A 25,729-nucleotide genomic window follows, 5' to 3' on the forward strand; every position below is an offset into this window, starting at 1 on the left:
TCACCTGACCTTCAGGTTCCTCCCAGAGAATCCGCCGCCATGAAGGTGCTGGTGGTCGACGACGAGCCCGCGGTGCGCGAGGTCCTGGAGCGCATCCTGCGCGTGGAGGGCTTCGACGTCGCGCTCGCCGAGGACGGCCACGCCGCCGTGCGCAGCCAGGCGCGGACGCCCGCCGACGCGGTGCTGCTCGACGTGCTGATGCCCGGCCTCGACGGCCTGGAGGTCTGCCGCCGGCTGCGCGACGTCGGCGACCGCACGCCGGTGCTGATGCTCACCGCGCGCGAGGGCGTCGGCGACCGCGTCGCCGGGCTGGAGGCGGGCGCCGACGACTACCTGCCCAAGCCGTTCGCGCTGGAGGAGCTGCTGGCCCGCCTGCGCGCGCTGCTGCGCCGCAGCGGCTGGGAGGACGACCGCGCCACGCTGCGCTTCGACGACCTCGAGCTGGACCCGGTCGGCCACGAGGTCCATCGCGGCGGACGCGCGATCGAGCTGACGCGGACCGAGTTCCTGTTGTTGGAGCTGTTCCTGAAGCACCCGCGCCAGGTGCTCACGCGCGAGCAGATCTTCGACGGCGTCTGGGGCTACGACTTCGGCCCGGCGTCCAACTCGCTGGAGGTCTACGTCGGCTACCTGCGCCGCAAGACCGAGGCGGGCGGCGAGCCGCGCCTGCTGCACACCGTGCGCGGCTTCGGCTACGTCCTGCGGGCGCCCAAGCCGTGACGTTCCGCCGCCGCATCGTCCTGGTCAGCGCCGCGGCCGTCGCGGCCGCGATCGCGCTGGGCGCCGTGTTGACCTACGTGTTGGTCCGCGGCGACCTGCGCGACGAGCTCGACGGCCGGCTCGCGCAGACCCATCCGGAGCTCGCGCCGCAGCCGGGCGCCGAGGGCGGCGCCACCGACGTCCGCGTCCTGATCCGCCAGGACCAGTTCGGCGGCACGACCGGCGTCGCCCAGGCCACGTTCGACGACGGCAAGACGATCCCGTCGGCCGAGCCGGACACGACGCTGCCGGTCGACGACGCCGTCCTCGAGGTGGCGGCGGGCCGGCGCGGCCCGTTCCTGCGCGACGTGACCGTCGCGGGCCACCGCCTGCGCGTGCTCACGCGGTCCGGGCCCGACGGCTTCGCGCTCCAGGTCGCGCGCCCGCTGGACGAGATCGACTCCACGCTCGGCCGGCTGCGCCTGATCCTCGCCGCCGTCACGCTCGGCGGCTTCGGCCTGGCCGCCGCGCTGGGCTTCGGCGTCTCGCGGATCGCCACGCGCCCGCTGGCCCGGCTGACCGCGACCGCCGAGCGCGTGACCGCGACCGGCGACCTCCACCACCGCCTGCCGACGCGCGGCGGGCGCGCAGACGACGAGCCCGGTCGCCTGGCCGCGTCGTTCAACGCGATGCTCGCCGCGCTGGAGTCCTCGCGCGACCAGCAGCGACAGCTCGTCGCCGACGCCTCGCACGAGCTGCGCACGCCGCTGACCGCGATCCGCGCCAACATCGAGCTGCTGGAGCGCGCGCCCGAGCTGCCGGACGCCGAGCGCTCGGCGGCGCTCGGGTCCGCGCGCGGGCAGTTGGAGGACCTGACCGTGCTCGTCGGCGACCTCGTGGACCTCGCCCGCCCCGGCGGCGAGCGGGCGCTGGAGCCGCCCGAGGACCTGCGGCTGGACGAGCTGGTCGCCGCGGCCGTGCGACGCGCGCGCCGCCACGCGCCCGGCACGTCGTTCGAGCTGGCGGCCGAGCCGTGCGTCGTGCGCGGCCGCCGGCCGGGCCTGGCGCGCGCGGTCGGGAACCTGTTGGACAACGCGGTGAAGTGGAGCCCGCCCGACGCGCCGATCGAGGTCGCCGTCCGCGACGGCGAGGTCACGGTCCGCGACCACGGGCCGGGCATCGCGCCGCGGGACCTGCCGCACGTCTTCGACCGCTTCTACCGCGCGCCGTCGGCCCGCGGGCTGCCCGGATCCGGCCTCGGCCTGGCGATCGTCAAGCACGTCGCCGACGACCACCGCGGCACGGTCGCCGCCGAGCGCGCGCCCGGCGGCGGCACGCTGCTGCGCCTCGCGCTGCCGGCGTAGCGGCGTTCATTAGCCGGCTCCTCTGAAACGTTCAGCGGGCTCTCAGGTCCCGACGGCTTGATGTCGTCCATGACCAAGAACCCGATGATGATCGCGGCGCTGGCGGCGACCGCCCTGGCCCTGGGCGCCTGCGGCTCCGGCGGCTCCGGCGGCTCCGGCGGCAGAGCGTCCGGCCAGGGCGGACAGGACAAGGCCTTCGAGGGGGCGCTGAAGTTCGCCAAGTGCATGCGCGACGAGGGCGTCGACATGCCCGACCCGCAGAAGCAGCCCGACGGGGGGATCATCCAGAAGATGGGCGGCCCGGGCGAGCGCCTGGACCAGGCCAAGGTGGAGGCCGCCCAGAAGACGTGCCAGCACTTCATGGACGCGGGCGGCGGGGACGTCGGTGGCGGCGACCCGCAGGCCGAGGCCGCGCACCGCGACGCGCTGCTGGCCTACGCGAAGTGCATGCGGTCGCACGGCGTCCCGATGAAGGACCCCAAGTTCTCGGGCAACAAGGTCCAGATGTCGATCGGCGGCGGCTCCGGGGACGGCGGCCCGCGGATCGACCCGCAGAGCACGACGTTCAAGACGGCCGAGAAGGCCTGCCAGCCCAACCTCGCCCAGGCCGGGGATGCCGGCCCGCCCCAGCAGGTGGGCAAGTGAGCGCCGTGCGGATCACGGCGGCCGCGGCGATCGTCGGCGCCGCGGCGGCCGGCGGCGTCTGGCTGCTGCTGCCCGACGACGGGCAGACCGCGCCGTCGCAGGTCAACGACCGCGTCCCGCTCGGCAGCGCGAGCGTGCGGCGTCGGGACCTCGTCGACCGCCAGGACGTCGACGGCACGCTCGGCTTCGCGACCACGCGGGTCGTCGCCGCGCCCGTGCCGGGCACGATCACGCGGCTGCGCGCCGAGGGCACGACCGTCCGGCGCGGCTGGTCGATGCTGTCGATCGACGCGCGGGCCACCGGCTGGGTGCTCTACGGCAAGCGCCCGTTCTACCGCGATCTGACGCCGGGGATGGACGACGGCTCCGACGTCCGCCAGCTCGAGCGCAACCTGAAGGCCTTGGGCTACGACCCCGGCACGATCGACACCGCGTGGACCTCGTCGACGACCGCGGCGGTCAAGGCCTTCCAGGCCGACCGCGACCTCGACGAGACCGGCACGCTCAAGGCCACCACCTTGATCGTCAGCGACGGCCCCGCGCGGATCGGCGCCCACGCGGCGCAGGTCGGCGACGCGGTCCGCCCGGGCACGCCGGTGACGAAGCTGACCGAGCGCACGCCGCGCGTCACCGCGTCCACCGACGCCGGGGTCGCCGCGACGCTGCGCCGGGGCGCCGCGGTGACGGTCACGCTGCCCGACGGCCGCGAGGTCAAAGGCGCGATCGGCGCGATCGGGGCGGTCGCCACGCCCGGCGGGCAGGGCGAGGGCCCCAAGGTGTCGGTCTCGGTCCGGCTGCGCGCCAAGCGGCGCCTGCGCCTGGACGGCGCGCCGGTCACGGTCTCGCTGGCGACCGGCGCGACCAAGGACGCGCTCGCCGTGCCGGTGACCGCGCTGGTGGCGACCGGGACCGCGCAGTACGCCGTCCAGCTCAGCGGCTCGCGGCGGCTGGTGCCGGTGACGCTCGGCGCGTTCGCCGACGGCTGGGTCCAGATCGACGCGGACGCGCTCCACGAGGGCGACCGCGTGGTGGTGCCCGCATGAGCCTCGTGCTGGAGCGCGTCACCAAGGAGTACGCGGGCGGCGTGCGCGCGCTGGACGGCGTCGACCTGCGCATCGCCGACGGCGAGCTGGTCGGCGTGATCGGCCCGTCGGGCTCGGGCAAGTCCACGTTGCTGCACGTGATGGGCACGCTGGACCGGCCGTCGAGCGGGCGCGTGGCGATCGCGGGCGCCGACGTCGACGCGCTCGACGATCGCGCGCTGGCCGGCCTGCGCGCGCGCCGGATCGGCTTCGTCTTCCAGCGGTTCTTCCTGATGGACGGGCTGACCGCGGTGGAGAACGTCGCGCAGGGCATGCTCTACGGCGCGGTGCCGGCGGCGCGTCGCGCCGACGCCGCGCGCGCGGCGCTTCGGCGCGTCGGCCTCGGCCACCGCCTCGACCACCGGCCCGACCAGCTGTCGGGCGGGGAGCGCCAGCGGGTCGCGATCGCGCGCGCGGTCGTCGCCCGCCCGGCGATCGTCTTCGCCGACGAGCCGACCGGCAACCTCGACTCGCGCGCGGGCGCCGGGATCCTGGACCTGCTCGGCGAGCTGCACCGCGACGGCACGACGCTCGTGGTCATCACGCACGACGCGGGCATCGCGGCGCAGCTGCCGCGGCGCGTGCGGCTGCGCGACGGCCGCATCGAGGAGGACGCGTGAGCGCCGACGTGGACGGCTCGCGCCTGCTGCCCGCCGACCTGCTGCGCGTCGGCGCGGTCGGCCTGCGCACGCGGCGCCTGCGCGCCGCGCTGTCGGCGCTGGGGATCGCGATCGGCATCGCGTCGATGGTCGCGGTGCTCGGGCTGTCGGCGTCCTCGCGCCAGGGCCTGCTCGACCAGCTCGACGCCCTGGGCACCAACCTGCTCACGGTCGCGCCCGGCCAGACCCTCGGCGGCGACGAGGCGACGCTGCCGCGCGCGGCGCGCCGCTCGCTGTCGCGGCTGGGCGGCGTGGAGCAGGTCGCGACCGTCCGCGGCACCGACGCGACCGTGCGCCGCACCGACAGGATCGACCCCAACGAGACCGGCGGGATCGCCGTCGCCGCGGCCGACCCGGGGCTGCTGGCGACGCTCGGCGGCTCGCTCTCGCGCGGGCGCTTCCTCAACGCGGGCAGCGCGCGGACGCCGGCGGTCGTCCTCGGCGCCGAGGCGGCGCGGACGCTGGGCATCGACCGCCCGGGCACCAAGGTGTACATCAACGGCCGCTGGTGGACCGTCCTCGGGATCATGCGGCCGTTCGCGCTGGCCCCCGACCTCGACCGCTCGGCGCTGGTCGGCTACGCGGCGGCCGTGAGGTGGCTGGGCGCCGAGCGCTCGGCCTCGACCGTCTACCTGCGCGCCGACGAGGAGCGCGTCGCGCACGTCCGCGGCCTGCTCCCCAGCGCGGCCAACCCGCGGAACCCCGAGGAGGTCACGGTGTCGCGCCCGTCCGACGCGCTGGCCGCGCGCGCCGCCGCGGACTCCGCGCTGACCGGGCTGTTCCTCGGCCTCGGCGCGGTCGCGCTGCTGGTCGGCGGGATCGGGATCGCCAACACGATGGTGATCTCGGTGCTGGAGCGCCGGTCGGAGATCGGGCTGCGTCGCGCGCTCGGCGCCACGCGCGGCCACGTGCGCGCGCAGTTCCTGGTGGAGTCGCTGCTGCTGGCCGTCGCGGGCGGCGCGGCCGGGGTCCTCGGCGGGGCGCTGGTGACCGGCGGCTACGCGCGGGTGCGCGGTTGGACGTCGGTCGTCCCGCCCGAGGCGATCGCCGGCGGCTTCGGCGCGGCGCTGCTGATCGGCGCCCTCGCGGGCCTCTACCCGGCGACGCGGGCGGCGAGGCTGTCGCCGACGGAGGCGTTGCGCTCGGCGTGAGATCGGGCAGAGTGGGGCCTATGGCTTCCGCTCCGATCATCCGCGCCGGGCTGCAGATCCCCGACTTCAACCGCGTGGCGAGCGAGCCGGGCGACCTGATGGGTCGTCTGGCCGCCGTCGCCACCACGGCCGAGGACGCCGGGTTCGACTCGATCTACGTGATGGACCACCTGCACCAGATCCGCGGCGTCGGCCCGCAGGAGAACTGGATGCTGGAGGGCAACACCGCGCTCGGGGCGCTGGCGGCCGTGACCGAGAAGGCGCAGCTGGGGCTGATGGTCGGCGGCATCCACTACCGCAACCCGGCGCTGATGGCCAAGGCCACCACGACGATCGACGTGCTCAGCGGCGGCCGCGCGATCCTCGGCATCGGCGCGGCCTGGAACGACGTCGAGTCCCTGGCCTACGGCTACGAGTTCCCGCCGCTGGGCGTGCGCTTCGAGATGCTCGAGGACGGCCTGCGGATCTGCCGCGCGATGTTCACCAGCGGCCCCGGCACCGCGACGGTCGACGGCGAGCGCCACCACGTCAAGGACGCCTACAACAACCCGCAGCCGCTGCGCGGGAACATCCCGATCCTGATCGGCGGCAGCGGCGAGAAGAAGACGCTGCGCATGGTCGCCCAGTACGCCGACGCCTCCAACGTCTTCGGCGACGTCGAGCGGATCAAGCACCTCATGTCGGTCATCGACGGCCACTGCGAGACCGTCGGGCGCGACCCGGGCGAGATCACGCGCACGAAGCTGGCGACGCTGATCGTCGGCGCCACGCACGAGGAGGCGGCGGCCGCCGCCGAGCCGCTGCGCGGGCCGATGGGCGAGCGCTTCGAGCAGGTCGTGCTCTTCGGCGACCCCGACGGCATCGCCGAGCAGTGCGCCGCGCACCGCGAGGCCGGGCTGGACGGGATCATCGTCAACATGCCGCAGGTCGGCGACCTGGAGAAGGTCGAGCTGGCGGGCAAGACGCTGTCCGCGGCGATGGCGTGAGCGGCGGCGACGCGGGCGGCGGGCCACGGATCCCGCCGGGCGGCAAGGACGACATCGGCGCCGTCAACTGGACGATCGCGCGCGTCCTCGGGGTCGCCACCGGCGGCCCGCCGCCGCACGTCTTCACCACGCTGGCCCGGCATCGCCGGATCTTTCGGCCGTGGCTGCGCTTCGCCGGGCGGCTGATGCCCGGCGGAACGCTGCCGCGCGCCGAGAGCGAGCTGGTGATCCTGCGCGTCGCGCGCGTGACCGGCAGCGACTACGAGTGGGCCCAGCACGTCAGGCTCGGCCGTCAGGCCGGGCTGAGCGACGCGGAGATCGAGCGCGTCCGGCTGGGCGGCGAGGCGCCCGGCTGGACCGTCAGGCAGGCGCTGCTGCTGCGCGCCGTGGACGAGCTGCACGACCACGACCGGATCGGCGACGCGCTGTGGTCCGAGCTGGCGCGCGAGTACCGCGAGCACGAGCTGATCGAGATCTGCCTGCTGGCCGGCCACTACATCATGCTGGCCATGACCCTCAACTCGCTCGGGGTGCAGGTCGAGCCCGAGCCGACGCCCGGCGCGCCGGCCTCTCGCGCCACGCGGCTCTTGCAACGGGTCGCCGCTCGGAGAAGATAGGCGGATGGAGATCCGCCACCGCGCCGTCCTGATCACCGGCGCCGCTTCCGGGATCGGCCGCGCGACCGCCCACGCCGCCGCCGCGCGCGGCGCCCGCCTGGTCCTGACCGACGTCGCCGCCGACGGCCTGCACGCGGTGGCGCGCGAGCTGGGCGACGCGGTCCTGCACGCCGCGCCCGCCGACGTCCGCGACGCCGACGACGTCGACGCGCTGGCCGCCGACGTCCACGAGGCGCACGGGCCGGTGGACGTCGTCATGAACGTCGCGGGCATCTCGACCTGGGGCGCGATCGAGCGGCTGGAGCGCGAGCACTGGCGCGCGCAGGTCGAGGTCAACCTGATGGGGCCGATCCACGTGCTGTCGGCGTTCGTGCCGCCGATGATCGAGGCGGGCCGCGGCGGGCACGTCGTCAACGTCGCGTCGGCGGCCGCGCTCTTCGGGCTGCCGTGGCACGCGGCCTACAGCGCGTCGAAGTTCGGGCTGCGCGGCGTCTCGGAGGTGCTGCGCTTCGACCTCGCGCGCCACGGGATCGGCGTGAGCCTCGTCTGCCCGGGCGCGGTGCGCACGCCGCTGGTCGGCAGCGCGGTGATCGTCGGCGTCGACCGCGACAGCCCGCGGGTCCGCAAGCTCATCGGCCGCTTCGAGCGCCACGCCAAGTCGCCCGAGCACGTGGCCGCCCGCATCCTCAAGGCGGTCGAGCGAGACACGTACATGGTCTACACGAGCCCCGACATCGCGGTCGGGGCGTTCTTCCAGCGCGTGTGCCCGTGGCCCTACGAGCGGGCGATGCGCAAGCTGAACGACTACCTGGTGTCGGTCGCCGCCTCGGAGTAGCGCAGCGCGCGGTGCTGCGCGGAGACCTCGTCGAGCTGGGCGTCGCTGAGGATCGCCGGCTCGCCGAAGACGCGCGCGTGCCAGTAGACCGACGCCCACCACTCCAGCTGCTGGGCCTGCTCGACCGCGTGCGCGGCGCTCCGGCCGAGCGCGACCGCGCCGTGGTTGGCCATCAGCGCGGCGGTGCGGCCGTCCAGCGCCGCGGCGACGGCCTCGGCCAGCGCGTCGGAGCCGTAGGTCGCGTAGGGCGCGACGCGCACCGGCCCGCCGAAGGCGGAGGCGACGTAGTGGACGGCGGGCAGCTCGTCGACGAGGGCCGACAGCGCGGTCGCGAAGTGCGAGTGCGTGTGGACGATGGCGACCGCGTCCGGCGCGGCCGCGTACACGAGGCGGTGCAGCGGCGTCTCCGACGACGGGCGCGTGGGGCGCGCGTGGCCGGGGTCGACGGCGCCGTCGGCCAGCGCGACGCACACGCAGTCCCGCGGCTCGATCGCGGGCAGCCGCGACCCCATCGGCGTGACCAGCAGGTGCTCCCCGGAGCGCACGCTGACGTTCCCCGCCGAGCCGACCACCAGCCCGGACGTCGAGACCTCCCGCGCGGCGTCGCACAGCGCGACGCGGTCCTGAAGCGTGAACGGATCCATCGGGGTGGATCCTGCCACGACCCGGCGGTCGCCCGTGGTCCCGGGGCCCTGGGTGAAACCTACGCAGAACTGCGTAGGGCTCAACCTCTGGGTAGGGCGACCCGCGCGGGCGGCTGATAGTGATGCCCGGCATGCGACGAACGGCGACGCTCCTCGGCCTGCTGCTGGCGGCCGCGCTGCCCACCGCGGCCGGCGCCGCCCCCGAGTACTTCCCGTTCCCGTCGGGCTACGGCGTCTCGAACTTCGGCGTCGCCGTCGACGCCCAGGGCAACGTCTGGTTCGGCGCGTCCGGTCCCAACCACACCAACCCGACGACGGCAGGCCAGCAGCCGACGCCGACGCTCGCGCGGCTGGTGCCGGCGCAGGCACACGCGGGCACGAGCGACGGGCTGACCTTCTACCCGACGCCCGACGACATCGACGTCAACTGCTGCGCCAACCAGCTGCGGTCGCTGGCCTACAACACGTTCGAGCGCAAGCTCTACTGGGTGCGCAGCGACGGGCACCTCGGCGTGGGCGATCCGACGGCCTTCGTGGCCGGGAGCACGACCGGGATGTCGACCTATCGGCTGCCCGGCAACCAGGACCTGTGGGACGTCGCGGCCGTCCCGAACGGGCCCGGCGTCTGGTTCACCGAGAAGAGCGCCTCCAACGTGGCGCCGAGCTACTACGGCAGCCGCATCGCGTTCTCGTCCGGCGGCGCGCCGACCGAGGGCCCCAACATCGCCATCCAGAACGGCAACACCGCGATCAACAGCCTCCGCTACGACGCCAAGCCGTCGGGGATCGTGGTCGACGCGACCGGCAAGCCGTGGTTCGTCGAGGAGGACCCGGGCAACCCCGGCTACCGGATCGGCACCTACGGCGGGACCGGCAGCAGCTACGAGGAGTTCTCGGTCGCGCCGTGCGAGGCCGTGTCCCCGTGCTCGGGCTCCTACACCGGCACCGGGCTGACCGACCTGGCGATCGCGCCCGACGGCGGGATCTGGTTCACCAACGTCATCAACCGCAAGTTCGGGCGCTTCGACCCCGCCACGCATCAGATGGTGCAGTACACGATGGCGTCGATCGGGCTCGGGAGCGGCGACCCGCGCCAGATGACCGCGGCGCCCGACGGCACGATCTGGATGACCAGCTACCAGTTCAACGGCGGCACGAGCAGCGCGCTCGTGCAGATCGTCCCGTCCGCCGACCCGGCGCAGCCGCCGGTGGCCAAGATCTACCCGACGCCCGGGACGACCGCGCTCGGCCTGGCCGCTCGCGGCAGCGACCTGTGGTTCTCGACGATCGGCCAGGGCGCGACGCAGATGGTCGGCCGGCTGGCCGGCGTGATCGGCGCGGGGTCGCCCGGCGACGGCGGCGGCGACGACGGCGGCGGGAACCCCGGCGGCGGGGAGAACCCCGGCGGAGGCGGCACCACGACCGACAGCTCGCCGCCGCCCATCGTGCCGCCCACGCCGCCCGCGACGCCCGTCGGCCCGCCGATCGTCCTCAAGCCCACGAGCACGGGCACCGCGCGCGTCGAGCCGCCGCAGACCGGCAACGGCGAGATCAACACCAACCAGATCTGCGTCGGGCCGCCGGAGTCCCGGTGCTCGGTGGTCTACCTCGTCAGGGAGCGCGAGTACGTCACCGGCTTCCCGTCGTCGGTGCGCGGGGCCAAGAAGAAGCCCAAGCCGCGCACGCTGGCGACCAAGGCCGTGACGCTCAAGGGCGGCGAGACCCGCAGGATCACGATCAAGCTCAACAAGCTCGGGCAGCGCATCCTCAAGCGAAAGCACGCGCTCAAGGTCGACTTCGTCGTCAGCCAGAAGCTCGACGGCGGCCGGACCAAGACCCTGTCTCGCCGGACGCTGACGGTGCGGCTCGGCAAGGCCAAGAAGGGCGAGCGCCGGTCACCTTGACGGGGCGTCTCGACCGCTAAGCCATCCGTCGAGGCGCTTCAGAAGCTCGTGGGGACCGTCGATCACGGTGGGGGCCGTCGCACCTTCTTCCCCAACGAGGTCCGTACTTATGGGCGCACTGCGTCTCTCCATTCGCACCAAGCTCCTCGCGAGCTCCCTGCTGCTGGTCGTCCTGACCGCCGTCGTCTCGTTCCTGGCCATCAACCGGCTGGCCGACGTCAAGGACCAGGGCAACAACCTCTACAAGAACACCTACACGCCGACGACCGCCGCCCTCTACGGCAGCGCGCTGGCCAAGGACCTGTCCAACCAGAGCCTGACCTACGACCTCGTGGTCGCCCAGGCCGGCGGCGATCAGAAGAAGATCAACGCCGATCCGCGCCAGAAGTCGGTCCTGCCGAACATCAAGAAGGACCAGAAGGCCCTGGAGACCGTCGTGCTGCCGGCGCTGGCCCAGGCCCCGGCCTCGGTCCGCCCGCAGGCCAACAAGGTCATCGAGAACGTCAAGCTCTACAACGCGACGCTGACGGCGATCCTCAAGCCGGGCATCGCGCCCGCCGAGAGCGCCAAGCTCGAGAAGCAGCTGCTCTCCGCGGTCAAGAACATCGACGACACGGCGATCGCCATGGCCGGCACGAGCAACGACACGGCCAAGGCCGCCAGCCACTCGATCGACCACGCCTTCGCGTCGGGCCGCGCGCTGCTCCTCGGCGCGCTGGGCCTGTCGATCGTCATCGGCCTCGCCGCGGCGTTGGTCATCTCCGGCCAGATCAAGCGCGGCGTGACGCGCATCCGCTCGCAGCTGAAGGCGCTGCGCGAGAACGACACGGCGTCGCTGCGCCACGGCATCGAGGGCATCGCCGAGGGCGACCTGACCCGCCGGGCCGCCGTCGTGACCAAGCCGCGTGGCCGCGTCTCCAACGACGAGATCGGCGACATCGCGGTGATGGTCGACGAGATCACCGCCGACACCGCCGCGTCGATCGACTCCTACAACACGTCGCTCGACTCCTTGGCCTCGATGATCGGCCGCGTCGGCGAGTCCGCGTCGGTCCTGTCGTCCGCCTCGCAGCAGATGGCCGCCACGTCCGGCGAGGCCGGCCGCGCGGTCGGCGAGATCGCCAACGCGATCGGCGAGGTCGCCCACGGCGCCGAGAAGCAGGTCAACACGGTCGAGGGCGCGCGTCGCCTGACCGACGAGATGGCCGAGGCCACGCGCTCGTCGGCCGAGTCCGCCGCCGAGACCGCGCGCGCCGCCGAGGCGGCCCGTGAGGTCGCCGTGACCGGCGCGGCGTCGGTCGCGTCCGCCACGCAGGCGATGGCGCAGGTCCGCGAGGCGTCCTCGGAGGCCACCGACGCGATCCGCGACCTGGGCTCCAAGAGCGAGCAGATCGGCGGGATCGTCGACACGATCACGACGATCGCCGAGCAGACCAACCTGTTGGCATTGAACGCGGCGATCGAGGCCGCCCGCGCCGGCGAGCAGGGCCGCGGCTTCGCCGTGGTCGCCGAGGAGGTCCGCAAGCTGGCCGAGGAGTCCCAGCAGGCGGCCGCCTCGATCTCGACGCTGATCGGCGAGATCCAGCACCAGACCAAGCACGCGGTCGAGGTCGTCGAGCTGGGCGGATCGCGCACCGACGAGGGCGCCGCCGTCGTCGAGCAGGCCCGCGAGGCGTTCGACGTCATCAACGAGCACGTCCAGGAGATGTCGGGCCGGGTGTCGCAGATCGCGGCCGCCGCCCAGCAGCTCTCGGCGACGTCCTCGCAGGTCGGCGAGGAGGTCGCCTCGGTGGCCGCGGTAGCCGAGCAGACGTCGGCCGCCACGCAGCAGGTCTCGGCCTCCACGGAGGAGACCAGCGCCTCGACCGAGCAGATCGCGGCCAGCGCCCAGACGCTGGCGGCGACCGCCACCGAGCTGCGCACGCTCGTCGGCCGGTTCTCGCTGGTCGCGGCCGAGTAGCACCCTCGCGATGGCTGAGGGCGGGCCCGCGGCCCGCCCTCAGACCGCGTGCAGCAGCAGCGCGCTGACGATCGGGCGCGACTTCGGCGCCGGCTGGTCCTGCTCGGAGTAGGGCCGGTTCAGCAGGTGCCCCTGGTGCACCAACGTGGTCGAGCCGCCGCCGTCCAGGTTGATGGCGTCGGTCGCGCCGAGGTCGCGCAGGACCTCGGCCAGCTCGCCCATGGTCAGGCCGGCGTCGACGCCGGACCGGCGGCCGTCGCAGGCGACCGCGATGACGTGGTCGTCGCTCAGGCCCAGCGCCGCGCGCGGGTGGCGGCCGACCGTGATGTCGGAGTCGAACTGCGTGGCGGTCGCGCTGAAGCCCTCGGGGTCGGCGTCGTCGGCGTGGACGACCGCGCCGCCGGCCATCAGCAGCGGGCCGGCCTGCAGGAGGTCGCCGGGCGGGTCGTCGCCGAAGGCCGCGCGCGGACCGACCGCGACCGGGGCTCCGGGCGCGGCGTGCACGACCGCGCGGCGCGGCGCGAAGCCGTCGGCCACCGGCGCGTGCTCGATCGCCGCGCCGTCGCGGCGCAGCTCGCCCAGCGGCCGGAACGGGTCGCGCAGGAAGAACCCGCCGATGATCGCCTCGGGCTCGCCCTGGGCCGCGCACCAGACGTCCAGCCGGCGCGGCTGGGGGAAGTGCGCGACGCGGACGCGGGTCGTGGCGCGCGGGTGCAGGGTCGCGTAGACGGTCGTCACCGCGCCGTCGGCGAGCGTGCGACGGCGCAGGTCGTAGGCGATGGTCACGGCTGGGCGTTGAGGTCGTGGGCCACGCCGATCAGGTCGCCCTGGTCGTAGAAGTCGACGGCGACCAGCGAGACCGGCAGGTCGCGGACCTTCTCGCAGCGGGCGATGCGCGACTTCAGGAAGTCCTCGGTCAGCGCGGGGCGGTTGGCCGTGGGGGAGGGCGGGAAGCGCTCGACCCAGTTGTTCAACATGAGGAACGGCGAGTCGGCGGTGCCGCGGTAGCGGCGGCACTTCTCGACCGACCCGAGCTGCGCGGCGGTGCTGTTGCCCAGCGGCGTGTCCTGGATCCACGTGAACGCGTCGTTGAGCCACGGCACCGCGCCGGTCGGCGGCTCCTCGGTGAAGACGATCAGGCGCTTGCCGTCGTCGATCAGCTGCTGGAGCGTCGGCAGCGGCGCGCCGCGGTTGAGCGTGGCGGCGTAGTGCTCGGTGCCGGTGGCGGCGAACGAGCGCTGGAGATCCTCGTCGGTCACGTAGTTCTCGAGGATCATCATGAGGACGGTGGACGGGTGGGCCTGCAGGAACGTCCGCATCGTCGTCAGCGTGTCGGTGAAGCGCGTGGCGCCCAGCTCGCAGACCGTGTGGCAGAGGAAGACCTCCTTCGCGCCGCGCGCGCCGGAGCTCGCGGTGAGGTTGACGCCGAGGCGGTCGAGCGCGGCGAGCGCGTCGGGGCTCAGCTCGGCGGCGACCTTGTTGGCGTTGCGGCCCTCGGCCTGGAAGTCGGTCTGGACGCGGCCGTTGCCGAGCACGCGGCCGTAGTGGGGGTCGAGCAGGAAGAGCCGGATCCCGTCCTGGAGCTGGCGCGGGATCGAGCGGCGCTGGTCGGGGATCGCCCAGCCGGGGACGTCGGCGGCGGCCATCGAGTTGTGGGTGCCGGGCCAGACGATCTCGTTGAGGCGCTTGTCGCAGAGCGTCCGCAGGCCGTTGCAGCCCTCGGCCGGGACGGTCGCTGCCTTGATGGCCTGGCCCTCGTGCAGGACGATCGCGGCGGCGGCCGAGGCGCCGGCGAACGTCATGATCGCCGCGGCGACGACGACCGCGACGCGGCGGCGGGGGAGGCGATCGTGCGGGCGCTCGCGGCCCTTGCGGTCGCGGCCGAGCGCGGTCAGCAGCTCGGTGCTGCCCGCGTAGATCAGCGCGGCGCCGATCAGGTAGGCGATCGCGCTGAGGGCGAGGCCGGGCTCCAGGAGGACGGCGACGCCGGCGAGCGTGAGCACGACGCCGCGGGCGCCGAGCGCGAGATGGCTCTCCGGGCGCCGCGTGAACCGGGCGGCCTGGCGGCGGATCGCCTGCGGGTCGACGGCCGAGAGGACCCCGGCGGCCAGGACGAAGCCGACGATCGCGGCGATCAGCAGCAGGCCCGCGAGGTCGCCGAGCAGCGCGTCCCACACGCCGCCGGCGGCGGCGCGCAGGTCGGCGGTCGGGATCTCCTCGGTGCCTTCGAGCGAGCGCAGGACGAGCGTGCGCGCGGTGCCCAGCGCGATCTCGGCGACGGTGGCCACGACGCCGAGCGCGAGCGCGAAGCGGGCGAACGCGCGGCCGCGGTCGCGGGCGAGCGCGATCGCGCCGAGCAGCAGGAGCAGCGCGAGGATCGGGAGGACGATCGCGATCTTGCGCAGCTGGTCGGCGGCCCGCAGCGTGTCCTGGGCGAACGGCCGCTCGCGCAGGTCGATGAGCGTGGAGTCGGCGTTGGCGGGCAGCTTGGCGGCGATGTCGGGCGCGAGGCTGCGGACCGCCGAGAGCACCACCGTGCCGGTGTCGGCGACGTCGAAGACGAACGCGTTGCCGTGCTCGAAGAGCAGGCTGTGCGCCTGCTGGGCGGTCGTGCGGACCAGCGAGCGGAACGGGCCGGTCGAGACCACGGTCTCGACCGCGGTCTCCAGCAGCGGCCGCGCCGAGATGAGGTCCGGCGATCCGCGCTCGATGACGTTCACGACGACCTGCCGGGCGACCACGTCGCGCACCGCCGGGTCGTCCAACGCCGCGACCGTCCGATTCGCGAACCGATCCCGGTTGGCGATCTCGGCCTTCAGATACAACGCGACGATCGCGCCGACGGCGGCGATCGCCGCGACGACCGCGAGCACCACCGCGACTCCATCCCTCCCGGGCCGCTGCACGCGGGCAACCGTACCGGTCCGCCCGGCCTTCGGCACCATTCGCGCCCGAAACCCTGCCGCTTCGGCCCTGCCGCGCGGCCCGCCACCACGCCGCGCCTACCGTCGGCGCGGCATGGGCTTCGACTTCACCGACCCGCGGCTCTACCGTCCACGCGCCGCGCTCTACGCGCTGGCGTTCGAGGAGGCGGGGCTGGCGCTGGTCTGGCAGGAGCGGATCCACTCCGACCTGCGCGCGCGTGGCGCCGGGCTCGCGGGCACGGCGACGGTGACGACCACGATCTTCGGCGGGCCGCTGGGCGCCGGGGACGGGTCGGCGCGGTACGTCGCGGTCATGGCGTTCGTCGGCGTCGGGTTGTGCGCGCTCGGCCTGCTCTGGCCACGTCACTTCGACGTCGCGTCGGACGCGCGGACGATGGTGCGCGAGTACGCTGAGCCGTCGAGCGTGCCGCTGCCGCTGGTCCATCGTGATCTCGCCCTCGTCCGCTCCGACGCCTTCGCGCGCAACCGCCGACGGCTGGACCGGATGACCTGGCTGTTGCGCGTGGGGCTGTGCCTGCTCGCCGTCCAGGTCGTCGCGTGGGTTGTCAGCTACGCCCAGTCGCTCTAATCTGGAACCGTGCGCAAGCTCCTGAAGAAGCTGTTTCGCAGGAAGCCTCCGGAGCCTCGCGTCGGCGAAGAGCTGCAGACGCTCGGCAAGAAGAGCCCGCTCGTCCGCCCCGGCGGCTAGACCGCGCTGGCCGCCGCGCTCTGCAGCGCGGTGATGAACGCTGAGATGTCCTGCTCGGTGGTGTCCCAGGAGCACATCCAGCGGACCTCGCCGGTGGCCTCGTCCCAGGTGTAGAAGGGGAAGTCGGGGCGGACCGCGTCGGCGAGCGAGGGCGGGAGCGTCGCGAAGACGGCGTTGGCCTGGACCGGGCGGGTGATCGTGATGCCGGGGATGGCGGTCACGGACTGGGCCAGGAGCGTCGCCATGCCGTTGGCGTGGGCGGCGGCGCGCAGGTAGAGGTCGTCCTCGAGCATCGCGACGACCTGCGCCGACAAGAACCTCATCTTGCTCGCCAGCTGGGCGTGTTGCTTGCGCAGCCAGGCGAAGCCGGCGGGCGCGGGGTCGTTCAGGAACACGACCGCCTCGACGCCCAACGCGCCGCTCTTGGTCAGGCCCAGCGAGACCGCGTCGGCGCCGATCGCGGTGGTGATGTCGCCGAGCGACGCGCCCAGCGCGACCGCGGCGTTGGCCAGCCGCGAGCCGTCGACGTGCAGCAGCAGCCCGTTGGCGTGCGCGACGTCGGCGATCGCCCGCAGCTCGTCGATCGCGTAGACCGTGCCCAGCTCGGTCGAGTTCGCGATGCTCACGACGCGCACCTGCGGCGCGTGCTCGTCGCCCTGGCGCGCCAGCAGCGGCTCGATCTGCGCCGCGCTCAGCTTGCCCTCGGGCGTGGCGAGCGTCAGCAGCTTCACGCCCGCCATGCGCTCCGGCGCCGCGGCCTCGTCGACGTGCAGGTGGCTCGTGTCGGGCGTGACCACGCACTCCCAGGACCGCGTCAGCGCGCCCAGGGACAACACGTTGGCCGCCGTCCCGTTGAACACCAGCCACGGCGACGCCTGCGCCCCGAAGCGGTCGCGGATCAGGTCCGTGGCCTTGGCCGTCCACGGGTCCGCGCCGTAGGACACCGCGTGGTCGGCGTTCGCCTCGGCGATGGCCGCGAGGACCTCGGGGTGGGCGCCGGCGTAGTTGTCGGAGGCGAACGCGCGCATGCCCGCCACGCTAGCGGGCCGCCGCGTGCAGGCTGAGCCGCTGGCCGTTCATCTTGCGCGCGGCGTCCGAGCAGAGGAAGACGAGCGCCGAGGCGATCTCGTCGACGTCGGTGAACGTCTTGTACTCCTTGTCGGGGTTCTCGGCGCGCATCCGCGGCGTGGTGATCGCCTGGACGACGACGACGTTGGCGGTGCCGCCGGTCTCGGCCAGCTCGGCGCCGAGCGTCAGCGTCCACGCCTCGGCCGCCGCCTTGGTCGCCGCGTAGGCGCCGTTGCCCGCGACCGGCCGCGCCGCGACCGACGAGGACACCAGCGCGAAGCGCCCGTGCGCGCCCGCCGCCTTCAGCAGCGGCGCGAACGCCCGCGTCGTGTGGACGACCGACCGCCAGAGCAGCGACTCCAGCAGCTCGACGTCCTCCCACGGCGTGTCCTCGATCGGGTTGCCGCCGCGCCAGCCGCCGACGAGGTGCACGAGCCCGTCGACCTCGCCCAGCACGGACGCCCACGCGTCCGCGCCCTCCGCGGTCACGAGGTCCGCGGCGCGCGCGTCGCCGGCCACGTCGCGCACGACCTCCAGCTGCTCGTCGGACCGGTCCGCCGCCGCGACCCACGCGCCGGCGTCGGCCAGCGCGCGCACGACCGTCGGGCCCAGCCCGCCGCCCGCGCCCGCCACGGCGATCCGGCGCCCGGCGAGCACGCCGGCGTCGCTCACGCCGCGACCGCCTCGGGGCGCGCGATCACGGGCTCGAGCTTGGCCTTCAGCGAGGTGTAGAACATGCTCAACGGGAACTCATCCGCCTTGACGTCGTCGATGTAGGGGCGCGGGTCCTCGACGTCGGCGTAGTCGCGCACGTCGCGCGCCCACGTCGAGCCGCTCGCCGCCGGAACGTACCGCGACACGAGGTCGTGCGCGGCACCCCACTGCGCCAGCTTGGAGCGGTCGATGCCCTCGCGGTAGAGCTTCTCGACCTCCTCGCGCAGGCCCGCGACGCCCTCGGCCAGGCGATCCCACTCGACCGTCAGGCGGTTGTCGGTCCAGTGCACGTAGCCGTGGCGGTGCAGGTAGGCGAACAGCAGCTGGCCGCCGAGCCCGTCGTAGTTGCGCACGCGCGCGCCCGTCACCGGGAAGCGGAAGATCCGGTCGAAGAGGATCGCGTACTGGACGTTGCGCGCGAAGGCCATGCCCTCGGCCTCGAGCTTGACGGCCTCGCCGAAGGCGGTCAGGTCGCAGCGCAGCTCCTCCAGCGAGTACATCCAGTACGGCATGCGCTGGCGGATCATGAAGGGGTCGAACGGCAGGTCGCCGCGCGAGTGCGCCCGGTCGTGGATCAGGTCCCACATCACGTAGGCGTCCTGCGACAGGCGCTCGGACGCCAGCAGCGCGGCGGCGTCGGGCGGGAGGTTGATCCCGACCGTGTCGGCCGCGCCGGAGACGACGCGCCGGAAGCGCTCGGCCTCGCGGTCGCAGAAGATCCCGCCGAAGTGGTTGGCGGGCTTGCCCGCGACGCTCACGGTCTCCGGGAAGAGGACCGCGCACTCGCTGTCGTAGCCGGAGGTGTGGTCGACGAGCGTGACCGGCACGAACTTCGCGTTGTCGTAGCGCGTGCGCTCCAGCTCGGCCAGCCACTCCGGCCACGGGACCTCGACGATCAGCGCCTCGAAGTGCACGTCGCGGTCGCGGCCGTTCTGCAAGTACATCGGGAACAGCACCAGGTGCTGGATCTCGTCGCGGCGGGCGAGATCCGGGCGGAACAGCTCCAGCGACGTGGTGAAGTCCGGCTTGCCGTAGCCGCCCTCGGCCCACGCCCGCAGGTCGGCCACCGCGGCGGCGAGGTAGTCGGCCTGGTGCTCGAAGCGGGGGGCGAGCGCCTCCAGCGACGACGCCATCGTCTCGACCAGCGGCGCGGCGGCGGCCTCGTCGCCTTCGACCGGGCCGTCGGCGGACTGCAGCGGGCGCAGCGCGTCGGTGGCGTCGCGCAGCGCGGCCCACGCCGGATCCGACGCGGCCTCGGCGTTGACGTCGATGCTGCCCGCCGCGTAGGCGTGCTCGCCCGCCCAGGACACCAGGTTGACCCACAGCGCCTCGTGCCCGAGGTCGCCGATGCAGTCGTCGCCGAACAGGTCGGAGTCGGCCAGCGCGACCACGCGCCCGGCCTCGTGGCGGACGGCGACGGCCAGCGGCGCGCCCGGGGTGGAGGCCGAGGCGGCCGTGCGCGCGAGCACCTGCGTGTCGGTGCCGTCCTCGACGAAGATCGTCCCCGCGCGGTAGAAGGTCGCGCCCGCGACGCCGGCCAGCAGGTCGCCGCCCGCGCCGCGCTCGCCGAGCGCCGGGACGGAGCGGACCCACGACGGCGTGGCGTTCAGGTTGTAGTCGTAGTCCTGGACCGTGTCGTGCTCGATCGACAGCCCGAAGCGCGCGAGCAGCACGTTGAGGTTGTTGCCGTACTTGTCCTGCTCGCTCTCGCCGAGGACGACGAGCCCGCCGCCGCCGGCGACGTAGGCCTCGAGCGCGTCGATCTCGGCGATGCTCAGCAGCGGCGACCCGGTCCCGACCGTCGCCTCCCACTTCGGCTCGCTGGGGTGGGCGAGGACGACGACGTCGGCGCCCGCGAGCGTGTCGGCGTCCAGCGCGCCCTCCACCAGCGGGTCGACCGCGATGCGGCGCGCGCGCAGGACGTCGGCGGCGCGCGCGTAGGACGCGTCGGCCGGATGCGACGGCTGCATGCGGGCGGCGACCTCGGGGCGCACCGTCCAGGCCTGGTCGTGGCTCTCGTCGAAGAGCACGCGGATCACGGGAGGCTGCGGGGACATGCCATGAACGCTACGGGCGCATCCCGCGCAGGACAACCCCGGTATCGTGCGCGCCATGGACGATCTCTTGCGCCCGGATGAGACCGACCGCAAGATCCTTGCGTGCCTGAGCGAGGATGGTCGGGCGACGTACGACGAGGTCGGCCGCGCCGTCAGCCTGAGCGCCCCGGCGGTCAAGCGGCGGGTCGACAAGCTCCGCGCCGCCGGCGTCCTGAAGGGCTTCACCGCGCTCGTCGACCCGGCCGCGCTCGGCACGACGACCGAGGCGCTGATCGAGCTGTTCTACGCGCCCGGGATCGGCCTCGACGAGGTCCGCGAGTCGCTGCGCCCGCTGCCCGAGGTCGTCGAGGCGTGGTCGGTCACCGGCGACGCCGACTGCATCGTGCGCGTGCGCGCGCAGGACCCGAAGGACCTCGAGCGCGTGATCATGTCCCTGCAGCGCGAGGCCTCGGTGGTCCGGACGCGCTCGCTGATCGTCATGTCGCGGTTGATCGAACGTCGGGACTGATCCCCCCGAACGGGTGCAAACGCCCGCGTTCCCTGGCTTCCGGGCCGCGATGCCAAGGCATCGTGCTGGCCTTGGCCGGGACCACGATCGCCATGCCCCACGCGCCCGCCGCGCCGCGCACGCCCGCGCGGACCGGTGCCGCGCTCGTCGCCGTCGGCGCCGCGTTCCCCGACACGGACGTGCCGACCGCGGCGATCGCCGAGCCGCTCGGCCTCGAGCCCGACTGGATCGTGCGCCGCACCGGCGTCGAGTCCCGACGCCGGATCGCCCACGGCGGCTCGCTCTGCGCGCTGGCCGAGGCCGCCGGGCGCCGCGCGCTGGCCGCCGCGGGCACCGAGGCCCGCGACGTCGACCTCCTGCTGCTGGCGACCATGACGCCTGACGCGATCACGCCGCACGGGGCGGCCACGATCGCGTCGGGCCTCGGCGCCTGGCGCGCCGGGACGATGGACCTCAACGCCGCGTGCACCGGCTTCCTCGCCGCGCTGTCGCTGGCCGTCGGCCAGGTCGAGTCCGGCCGGGCCCAGACGGCGCTGGTGATCGGCGCCGACGCGATGTCGCGCGTCCTGGACTACGGCGACCGCGTCACCGCCGGGATCTTCGGCGACGGCGCGGGCGCGGTCGTGGTCAAGGCGCTGCCGGGCGCGGACTCGCGCGTCGGCCCGTTCGTCCTGGAGTCCGACGGCGCCGCTGGCGACGCGATCGTCACGCCGTGGCCGGCCGGGCCGGTGCGGATGGAGGGCCAGCGGACGTTCCGCCGCGCGGTCGACGCGCTCGTCGACGTGGCCGAGCGGGCGACCGCGATGGCCGGGATCGGCGTCGCCGACCTCGACCTCGCGGTGCTGCACCAGGCCAACGCGCGGATCACCGCCGCGGTCGGCGAGCGGCTCGGGCTGCCCGACGAGCGCGTCGTGGACTGCATCGCGCGGATCGGCAACACGACCTCGGCCTCGCTGCCGACCGCGCTCGCGCACGCCGCCGCGGACGGGCGTCTGCGGCCTGGCGCGCGCGTGTTGCTGGGGGCCTTCGGGGCCGGGCTGGCGTGGGGCGGGACCGTGGTGGAGTGGGGTCCGGTGACCCCGCCCGACGCGCGCGCGGACCGCTAGGCCGTCGAGGACCCTTCCCAGAGGTCGATCCCGCCGTCGACCGCGTGCGGCTCGATCGCCGCCAGCTCGTCGTCGGAGAAGTGCAGGTTGTCCAGCGCGCCGAGCGAGTCGTCGAGCTGGGCCACCGACGACGCGCCGATCAGCGCGCTCGTCACGCGCGGGTCGCGCAGCGCCCAGGCGATCGCCATCCGCGCCAGCGACTGCCCGCGCTCCTGGGCGATCGCGTGCAGGGCGCGGATGTGGCCCAGGTTGGCGTCGTTGAGCCACGTCTGGGCCAGCGACGTGCCGGCGGCCGCGCGCGAGCCCGCGGGGACGCCGTCGAGGTACTTGTCGGTCAACAGCCCCTGGGCCAGCGGCGAGAACGCCACGCAGCCGACGCCCTCCTCCTCCAGCACGTCCAGCAGGTCGGTCTCGATCCGCCGGTTCAACATGGAGTAGTTGGGCTGGTGCAGCAGCAGCGGCGTGCCCATCGCGTCCAGGATCGCCGCGGCCTCGCGCGTGCGGCGGCCGCTGTAGGACGAGATGCCGACGTACAGCGCCTTGCCCTGGCGCACGGCGGCGTCCAGCGCGCCGCAGGTCTCCTCCAGCGGCGTGTCGGGGTCGAAGCGATGGCTGTAGAAGACGTCGACGTAGTCGAGGCCCATGCGTCGCAGCGACTGGTCGAGCGAGGCCATCAGGTACTTGCGCGAGCCGCCGTCGCCGTAGGGCCCGGGCCACATGTCCCAGCCGGCCTTGGTGGAGATGAACAGCTCGTCGCGGTGGCCGGCGAGGTCGGTCCTCAGGATCTCCCCGAAGTTGCGCTCGGCGCTGCCGGGCGGCGGCCCGTAGTTGTTGGCCAGGTCGAGGTGCACGACGCCGCGCTCGAAGGCGCGGCGGACGATCGCGCGCTGGGTCTCCAGCGCCTTGTCGTCGCCGAAGTTGTGCCAGAGGCCCAGCGAGATCGCGGGCAGCTGGACGCCGGAGCGCCCGGCGCGGCGGTAGGGGACCGGCGCGCTCACGCGTTGTGCGTCCAGATCACGTACAGCTTGCGGACCTTCTCGCGCACCTTCCAGCGCCCGCGCCAGCCGTCGGGCGTGACGAACGAGACGCCGGGGCGCAGCTCCAGCGTCGTGCCGTCCTCGGAGGTGATCGTGGCGTCGCCCTCCAGGACGTGCATGACCTCGGAGGCGCCGATCTTGTCGCCGGCGAACTCGCCCGGGGTGACCTCCCAGACGCCGATCTCGACGGTGCCGTCGGCGTAGAGCTCGTTGTAGGCGGCGGCCGGCTCGCCCTCGCGGACGTCGTCGAGCGGATGCGGGGTCTCGAGCGCGAGCGTGAGCAGGTCGGGGTTGGCGACGAGCGCCGGGATGTGGGGGATCGACATGGGGTCCTTGGTCTACTTGTTGGCGAGCTTGGAGAGGCGGTCGACGGCCTTGACCCACTTCGGGGAGCGGCCGGTGCGGCGGGCGGAGCGGTCGGCCCAGCCGTAGGCGGTGGACATCGCGCGGGCGCCGACGCGGGGGAGGGGGTCGGGCGGCCAGCTCGGCGCGCGGTGGTTGATCCACGGGTACCGGGTCAGCTCGGTGTCGCGCCCGAGGATCAGGTCGGTCATCGTACGCGCGGCGAAGTTCGACGCGCAGACGCCGTCGCCGTAGCCGCCGGCCCAGGCGACGCCGCGCTCGCGCTCGAAGCCGACCGCGGGCGCCCAGTCGCGCGCCGCGCCCCAGACGCCGCCCCACGCGTGGGTGAAGCGGGCGTCCTCGGTGGCCGGGAAGAGCTCGCGGACCGCGTCGCGCAGCGCCTCGAAGACGCGCGGGTCGAGGATCTCGGCCTCGACGAGGCCGCGCTTGCGGGGCTGGAAGCCGCCGCGGCCACCGAGCGCGAGGCGGTCGTCGGTGGTGCGCTGGCAGTACATCCCCAGGTTGACCATGTCGGCGACGACCTCGCGGTTGGCGAAGCCGAGCTGGTCCCAGACCGCCTGCGGCAGCGGCTCGGTGGCGACGACCTGGGAGGTGATCGGCTGGATCCGGCGGCCCTCGCCGCGGATGTTCACCGTGTAGCCCTCGGTGCCGCGGACGACCATCTCGGCGCGGACGTCGCCGCGCGTCGTGCGGACGACGCCGTCGGCGATGCGCGTCACCTCGGTCTGCTCGTAGATCGGGACGCCGAGCCTCTCCACCACCTCGGCCAGCCCGCGCGCGAGCTTGGCGGGCTGCACGCGCGCGCAGTGGTGCTCGAGCTTGGCGCCCAGCGCGCCGGCCACGTCGACGCGCTCGGCCAGCGCGGCGGCGTCCAGCCAGGAGGCGGTCTCGTCGCCGAAGCCCCACTCGCGCTCGTGCGCGAGGCCGTCGCGCAGGCCCTGCTCCTGCTCGTAGGTGCGGGCGACGACGAGCGCGCCGCCCTTGGCGAAGCCGGCGTCGATGCCCTCGGCGGCCAGCGTCTCGCCGATGCGGTCGACCGTGTTGTAGTTCTCGCGCTTCATGGCGATGGCCAGCTCGCGCGAGGACTCCTTGGCGTACATCTCGATCGAGCCGTTGAGGTGCCCGTAGCACCAGCCGCCGTTGCGGCCCGAGGCGCCGTAGGCGGCGATGTCCTTCTCCAGGACGGCGACCCGCAGCGAGGGATCGGCCTGCTTGAGGTAGTACGCGCTCCAGAGGCCGGTGAAGCCGGCGCCGACGATCGCGACGTCGACGTCGATCGGACCGGGGAGGGGCGGACGCGGCGTGAGGTCGCCGGCCTGCTCGAGCCAGAGGCTGAGGCCGCTGTAGTGCTGGGGCATGAGCGGCACCCTACCAGCGAACTGATAGCGCTACCAGTTCTTGGGTCGGACACGGCAGCCGATAGGGTCGCGGGCCATGTCCACCGGCCGCGAGCGCGCAGCGTCCAGTCCCACGGTCGCCGACGTCGCCAAGGCGGCGGGCGTCTCCTTCGCGACGGCCGCGCGGGCGCTCGGCGGCTACGGCCACGTCAGCGCGAAGGCGCGCGCGGCGGTGGAGGCGGCGGGGGCCGAGCTGGGGTACCGGCGCAACGACGTCGCGCGGGCGCTGGCCTCCGGCTCGACGCGCTCGGTCGGCCTGGTCGTCGGGGACATCGAGAACCCGTTCTTCGCGACGGTCTCGCGCGGCGTCGCGGACGTCCTGGAGCCCGAGGGCTACACGCTGCTGCTGGCCAACTCCGACGAGGACCCGGCCCGCGAGGCCCGCGCGATCGAGGCGCTGCGCACGCAGGTCGACGGGCTGCTGATCGCGCCCGCCGCCAGCGCGGGGGCCGCGCGGACGCAGGACCCCGGCAAGCCGCTGGTGCTGCTGGACCGCAGCGTCAACGGCCTGGAGGCCGACTGCGTCACCGTGGAGAACGCGGCGGGCGCGACGCGCGCGGTCGAGCACCTCGTCGAGCGCGGACATCGGCGGATCGGGATCGTCACGTCGGGCGCCGGGTCGTCCTCGACCGCGCAGCGGATCCGCGGCTATCGGGGTGCTCTGAAGGCGGCGGGGCTGGAGATCGATCCGGCGTGGGAGGCGGTCACGCCGGAGTTCACGCCGACCGGGGCGCGGGACGCGGCGCTGCGGCTGCTGGGCGCGCCGAAGCGCCGGCGCGTCACCGCGGTGTTCGCCACCGACAACTTCATGACGCACGGCGTCTGGCTGGCCGCGCGCGAGCTGGGGCTGAAGGTCCCGGACGAGCTGGCCGTGGTGGCCTTCGACGACATCGACTGGCTGACGCTCGTCGACCCGCAGGTCACCGCCGTCGTCCAGCCGGTGATGGAGCTGGGCCGCGAGGCGGGTCGCCTGCTGCTCCGGCGCCTGGCGGAGCCGGGCGCGAAGGTACGCCGCGTCCGGCTCGGCACCGAGCTGGTCGTGCGCGCCTCCTCGGGCTGAGGCCCGCGCGCCGCTCCGCGCGGCCCTTCGCGCGGCGGGCCTCGGCCACCCGAGCGGGACGCGGGTCACTGCGAACGTCCATGTCACGTTCGCAGTGACCCGGATCGCGAGAGGGGGTGGGTGGGGCGTCTGGCTCCGAACGCCGCGCGTTGGCGTGCGGCAGGTCTCTGACAGCGCTATCGCGATCTTCATGAAAGCGCTATCAGTTTTCTCTTGCGCCTCTCAGCCGCCCCTGTTACG

General features: G+C 74.2%; 24 protein-coding genes. 15 read left to right on the forward strand and 9 right to left on the reverse strand.

All coding sequences use genetic code 11. The annotated features are described in order from the left end of the window. The first annotated feature begins 39 nt into the window (after nt 1-39). The 9 genes from VFG42_RS15190 (at nt 40) to VFG42_RS15230 (ending at nt 8,038) form a co-directional block, all read left to right on the forward strand. The gene (locus VFG42_RS15190; protein ID WP_324909584.1) at nt 40-720 is read left to right on the forward strand and encodes a response regulator transcription factor; all 681 of its coding nucleotides are present in this window, start codon (nt 40-42) and stop codon (nt 718-720) included. After that, nucleotides 717-2,063 (forward strand): HAMP domain-containing sensor histidine kinase, encoded by a 1,347-nt coding sequence (locus VFG42_RS15195; protein ID WP_324909585.1) that lies wholly within the window; start codon nt 717-719, stop codon nt 2,061-2,063. Before VFG42_RS15190 ends, VFG42_RS15195 begins: the two co-directional genes overlap by 4 nt. Before the next feature lie 69 nt (nt 2,064-2,132). Next, nucleotides 2,133-2,708: a hypothetical protein gene (locus VFG42_RS15200; protein WP_324909586.1), complete on the forward strand. Its 576-nt coding sequence runs from the start codon at nt 2,133-2,135 to the stop codon at nt 2,706-2,708. Next, entirely contained in the window at nt 2,705-3,751 is a 1,047-nt protein-coding gene (locus tag VFG42_RS15205) for an efflux RND transporter periplasmic adaptor subunit (protein WP_324909587.1), read from the forward strand. Before VFG42_RS15200 ends, VFG42_RS15205 begins: the two co-directional genes overlap by 4 nt. Continuing rightward, nucleotides 3,748-4,410 (forward strand): ABC transporter ATP-binding protein, encoded by a 663-nt coding sequence (locus VFG42_RS15210; protein WP_324909588.1) that lies wholly within the window; start codon nt 3,748-3,750, stop codon nt 4,408-4,410. Before VFG42_RS15205 ends, VFG42_RS15210 begins: the two co-directional genes overlap by 4 nt. After that, complete coding sequence (locus VFG42_RS15215) at nt 4,407-5,600, forward strand: ABC transporter permease (protein WP_324909589.1); 1,194 nt, start codon at nt 4,407-4,409, stop codon at nt 5,598-5,600. Before VFG42_RS15210 ends, VFG42_RS15215 begins: the two co-directional genes overlap by 4 nt. A gap of 20 nt (nt 5,601-5,620) precedes the next feature. Further along, nucleotides 5,621-6,586, forward strand: a complete 966-nt coding sequence (locus VFG42_RS15220) for an LLM class F420-dependent oxidoreductase (RefSeq protein ID WP_324909590.1) — start codon at nt 5,621-5,623, stop codon at nt 6,584-6,586. Further along, complete coding sequence (locus tag VFG42_RS15225) at nt 6,583-7,203, forward strand: carboxymuconolactone decarboxylase family protein (protein WP_324909591.1); 621 nt, start codon at nt 6,583-6,585, stop codon at nt 7,201-7,203. Before VFG42_RS15220 ends, VFG42_RS15225 begins: the two co-directional genes overlap by 4 nt. A 4-nt stretch (nt 7,204-7,207) precedes the next feature. After that, the gene (locus tag VFG42_RS15230) at nt 7,208-8,038 is read left to right on the forward strand and encodes an SDR family oxidoreductase (RefSeq protein WP_324909592.1); all 831 of its coding nucleotides are present in this window, start codon (nt 7,208-7,210) and stop codon (nt 8,036-8,038) included. On the opposite strand, the gene VFG42_RS15235 is transcribed toward VFG42_RS15230, so the two are convergent. Continuing rightward, nucleotides 8,008-8,682 (reverse strand): class II aldolase/adducin family protein, encoded by a 675-nt coding sequence (locus tag VFG42_RS15235; RefSeq protein ID WP_324909593.1) that lies wholly within the window; start codon nt 8,680-8,682, stop codon nt 8,008-8,010. The two genes, VFG42_RS15230 and VFG42_RS15235, sit on opposite strands and share 31 nt — an antisense overlap. 131 nt (nt 8,683-8,813) lie before the next feature. Here VFG42_RS15235 and VFG42_RS15240 point away from each other — a divergent pair, with 131 nt between their 5' ends. Continuing rightward, nucleotides 8,814-10,586, forward strand: a complete 1,773-nt coding sequence (locus tag VFG42_RS15240; protein ID WP_324909594.1) for a hypothetical protein — start codon at nt 8,814-8,816, stop codon at nt 10,584-10,586. A gap of 109 nt (nt 10,587-10,695) precedes the next feature. Then, the gene (locus tag VFG42_RS15245; protein ID WP_324909595.1) at nt 10,696-12,546 is read left to right on the forward strand and encodes a methyl-accepting chemotaxis protein; all 1,851 of its coding nucleotides are present in this window, start codon (nt 10,696-10,698) and stop codon (nt 12,544-12,546) included. A 39-nt stretch (nt 12,547-12,585) separates the two neighbouring features. Here VFG42_RS15245 and VFG42_RS15250 read toward each other — a convergent pair whose 3' ends face one another. Continuing rightward, on the reverse strand, nt 12,586-13,332 hold the full coding sequence (locus tag VFG42_RS15250; protein ID WP_324909596.1) for a phosphodiester glycosidase family protein: 747 nt from the start codon (nt 13,330-13,332) through the stop codon (nt 12,586-12,588). Then, entirely contained in the window at nt 13,329-15,422 is a 2,094-nt protein-coding gene (locus VFG42_RS15255; RefSeq protein WP_324909597.1) for a DUF308 domain-containing protein, read from the reverse strand. The genes VFG42_RS15250 and VFG42_RS15255 overlap by 4 nt, the downstream gene beginning before the upstream one ends. 142 nt (nt 15,423-15,564) lie before the next feature. Here VFG42_RS15255 and VFG42_RS15260 point away from each other — a divergent pair, with 142 nt between their 5' ends. Next, on the forward strand, nt 15,565-16,059 hold the full coding sequence (locus VFG42_RS15260) for a hypothetical protein (protein WP_324909598.1): 495 nt from the start codon (nt 15,565-15,567) through the stop codon (nt 16,057-16,059). Between the two features lie 116 nt (nt 16,060-16,175). On the opposite strand, the gene VFG42_RS15265 is transcribed toward VFG42_RS15260, so the two are convergent. The 3 genes from VFG42_RS15265 to VFG42_RS15275 are packed head-to-tail and all read right to left on the reverse strand — an operon-like array spanning nt 16,176 to nt 20,018. Further along, nucleotides 16,176-17,207: a threonine aldolase family protein gene (locus VFG42_RS15265; RefSeq protein ID WP_324909599.1), complete on the reverse strand. Its 1,032-nt coding sequence runs from the start codon at nt 17,205-17,207 to the stop codon at nt 16,176-16,178. 10 nt (nt 17,208-17,217) lie between these two features. Continuing rightward, nucleotides 17,218-17,919, reverse strand: a complete 702-nt coding sequence (locus VFG42_RS15270) for an SDR family oxidoreductase (RefSeq protein ID WP_324909600.1) — start codon at nt 17,917-17,919, stop codon at nt 17,218-17,220. Next, nucleotides 17,916-20,018, reverse strand: a complete 2,103-nt coding sequence (locus VFG42_RS15275; RefSeq protein ID WP_324909601.1) for a DUF6421 family protein — start codon at nt 20,016-20,018, stop codon at nt 17,916-17,918. Before VFG42_RS15275 ends, VFG42_RS15270 begins: the two co-directional genes overlap by 4 nt. A gap of 55 nt (nt 20,019-20,073) precedes the next feature. Between VFG42_RS15275 and VFG42_RS15280 the strand changes: the two genes are divergently transcribed. After that, entirely contained in the window at nt 20,074-20,526 is a 453-nt protein-coding gene (locus VFG42_RS15280; RefSeq protein WP_324909602.1) for an Lrp/AsnC family transcriptional regulator, read from the forward strand. Between the two features lie 71 nt (nt 20,527-20,597). After that, on the forward strand, nt 20,598-21,632 hold the full coding sequence (locus tag VFG42_RS15285) for a beta-ketoacyl-ACP synthase 3 (RefSeq protein ID WP_324909603.1): 1,035 nt from the start codon (nt 20,598-20,600) through the stop codon (nt 21,630-21,632). Here the strand turns inward: VFG42_RS15285 and mgrA are convergent. The 3 genes from mgrA to VFG42_RS15300 are packed head-to-tail and all read right to left on the reverse strand — an operon-like array spanning nt 21,629 to nt 24,390. Further along, nucleotides 21,629-22,630 carry an L-glyceraldehyde 3-phosphate reductase gene (mgrA, locus tag VFG42_RS15290; RefSeq protein WP_324909604.1) on the reverse strand — a complete coding sequence of 334 codons (1,002 nt, stop codon included), beginning with the start codon at nt 22,628-22,630 and terminating at the stop codon, nt 21,629-21,631. The genes VFG42_RS15285 and mgrA overlap by 4 nt on opposite strands. Beyond that, the gene (locus VFG42_RS15295) at nt 22,627-22,995 is read right to left on the reverse strand and encodes a cupin domain-containing protein (RefSeq protein ID WP_324909605.1); all 369 of its coding nucleotides are present in this window, start codon (nt 22,993-22,995) and stop codon (nt 22,627-22,629) included. The genes mgrA and VFG42_RS15295 overlap by 4 nt, the downstream gene beginning before the upstream one ends. Before the next feature lie 12 nt (nt 22,996-23,007). Continuing rightward, entirely contained in the window at nt 23,008-24,390 is a 1,383-nt protein-coding gene (locus tag VFG42_RS15300) for an FAD-dependent oxidoreductase (protein WP_324909606.1), read from the reverse strand. Nucleotides 24,391-24,466: 76 nt separating this feature from the next. On the opposite strand from VFG42_RS15300, the gene VFG42_RS15305 reads away from it, so the two are divergent. Continuing rightward, entirely contained in the window at nt 24,467-25,489 is a 1,023-nt protein-coding gene (locus VFG42_RS15305) for a LacI family DNA-binding transcriptional regulator (RefSeq protein ID WP_324909607.1), read from the forward strand. Nucleotides 25,490-25,729: the final 240 nt, after the last annotated feature.

Source organism: Baekduia sp. (assembly GCF_035685985.1).
Lineage (GTDB): Bacteria > Actinomycetota > Thermoleophilia > Solirubrobacterales > Solirubrobacteraceae > Baekduia.

Bases quoted from the DNA above. Each gene is read 5' to 3' on its own strand.
- VFG42_RS15190 (WP_324909584.1), top strand. From the start codon at position 40: ATGAAGGTGCTGGTGGTCGACGACGAGCCCGCGGTGCGCGAGGTCCTG.
- VFG42_RS15200 (WP_324909586.1), top strand. From the start codon at position 2,133: ATGACCAAGAACCCGATGATGATCGCGGCGCTGGCGGCGACCGCCCTG.
- VFG42_RS15210 (WP_324909588.1), top strand. From the start codon at position 3,748: ATGAGCCTCGTGCTGGAGCGCGTCACCAAGGAGTACGCGGGCGGCGTG.
- VFG42_RS15220 (WP_324909590.1), top strand. From the start codon at position 5,621: ATGGCTTCCGCTCCGATCATCCGCGCCGGGCTGCAGATCCCCGACTTC.
- VFG42_RS15230 (WP_324909592.1), top strand. From the start codon at position 7,208: ATGGAGATCCGCCACCGCGCCGTCCTGATCACCGGCGCCGCTTCCGGG.
- VFG42_RS15235 (WP_324909593.1), bottom strand. From the start codon at position 8,682: ATGGATCCGTTCACGCTTCAGGACCGCGTCGCGCTGTGCGACGCCGCG.
- VFG42_RS15240 (WP_324909594.1), top strand. From the start codon at position 8,814: ATGCGACGAACGGCGACGCTCCTCGGCCTGCTGCTGGCGGCCGCGCTG.
- VFG42_RS15245 (WP_324909595.1), top strand. From the start codon at position 10,696: ATGGGCGCACTGCGTCTCTCCATTCGCACCAAGCTCCTCGCGAGCTCC.
- VFG42_RS15260 (WP_324909598.1), top strand. From the start codon at position 15,565: ATGGGCTTCGACTTCACCGACCCGCGGCTCTACCGTCCACGCGCCGCG.
- VFG42_RS15265 (WP_324909599.1), bottom strand. From the start codon at position 17,207: ATGCGCGCGTTCGCCTCCGACAACTACGCCGGCGCCCACCCCGAGGTC.
- VFG42_RS15275 (WP_324909601.1), bottom strand. From the start codon at position 20,018: ATGTCCCCGCAGCCTCCCGTGATCCGCGTGCTCTTCGACGAGAGCCAC.
- VFG42_RS15280 (WP_324909602.1), top strand. From the start codon at position 20,074: ATGGACGATCTCTTGCGCCCGGATGAGACCGACCGCAAGATCCTTGCG.
- VFG42_RS15295 (WP_324909605.1), bottom strand. From the start codon at position 22,995: ATGTCGATCCCCCACATCCCGGCGCTCGTCGCCAACCCCGACCTGCTC.
- VFG42_RS15300 (WP_324909606.1), bottom strand. From the start codon at position 24,390: ATGCCCCAGCACTACAGCGGCCTCAGCCTCTGGCTCGAGCAGGCCGGC.
- VFG42_RS15305 (WP_324909607.1), top strand. From the start codon at position 24,467: ATGTCCACCGGCCGCGAGCGCGCAGCGTCCAGTCCCACGGTCGCCGAC.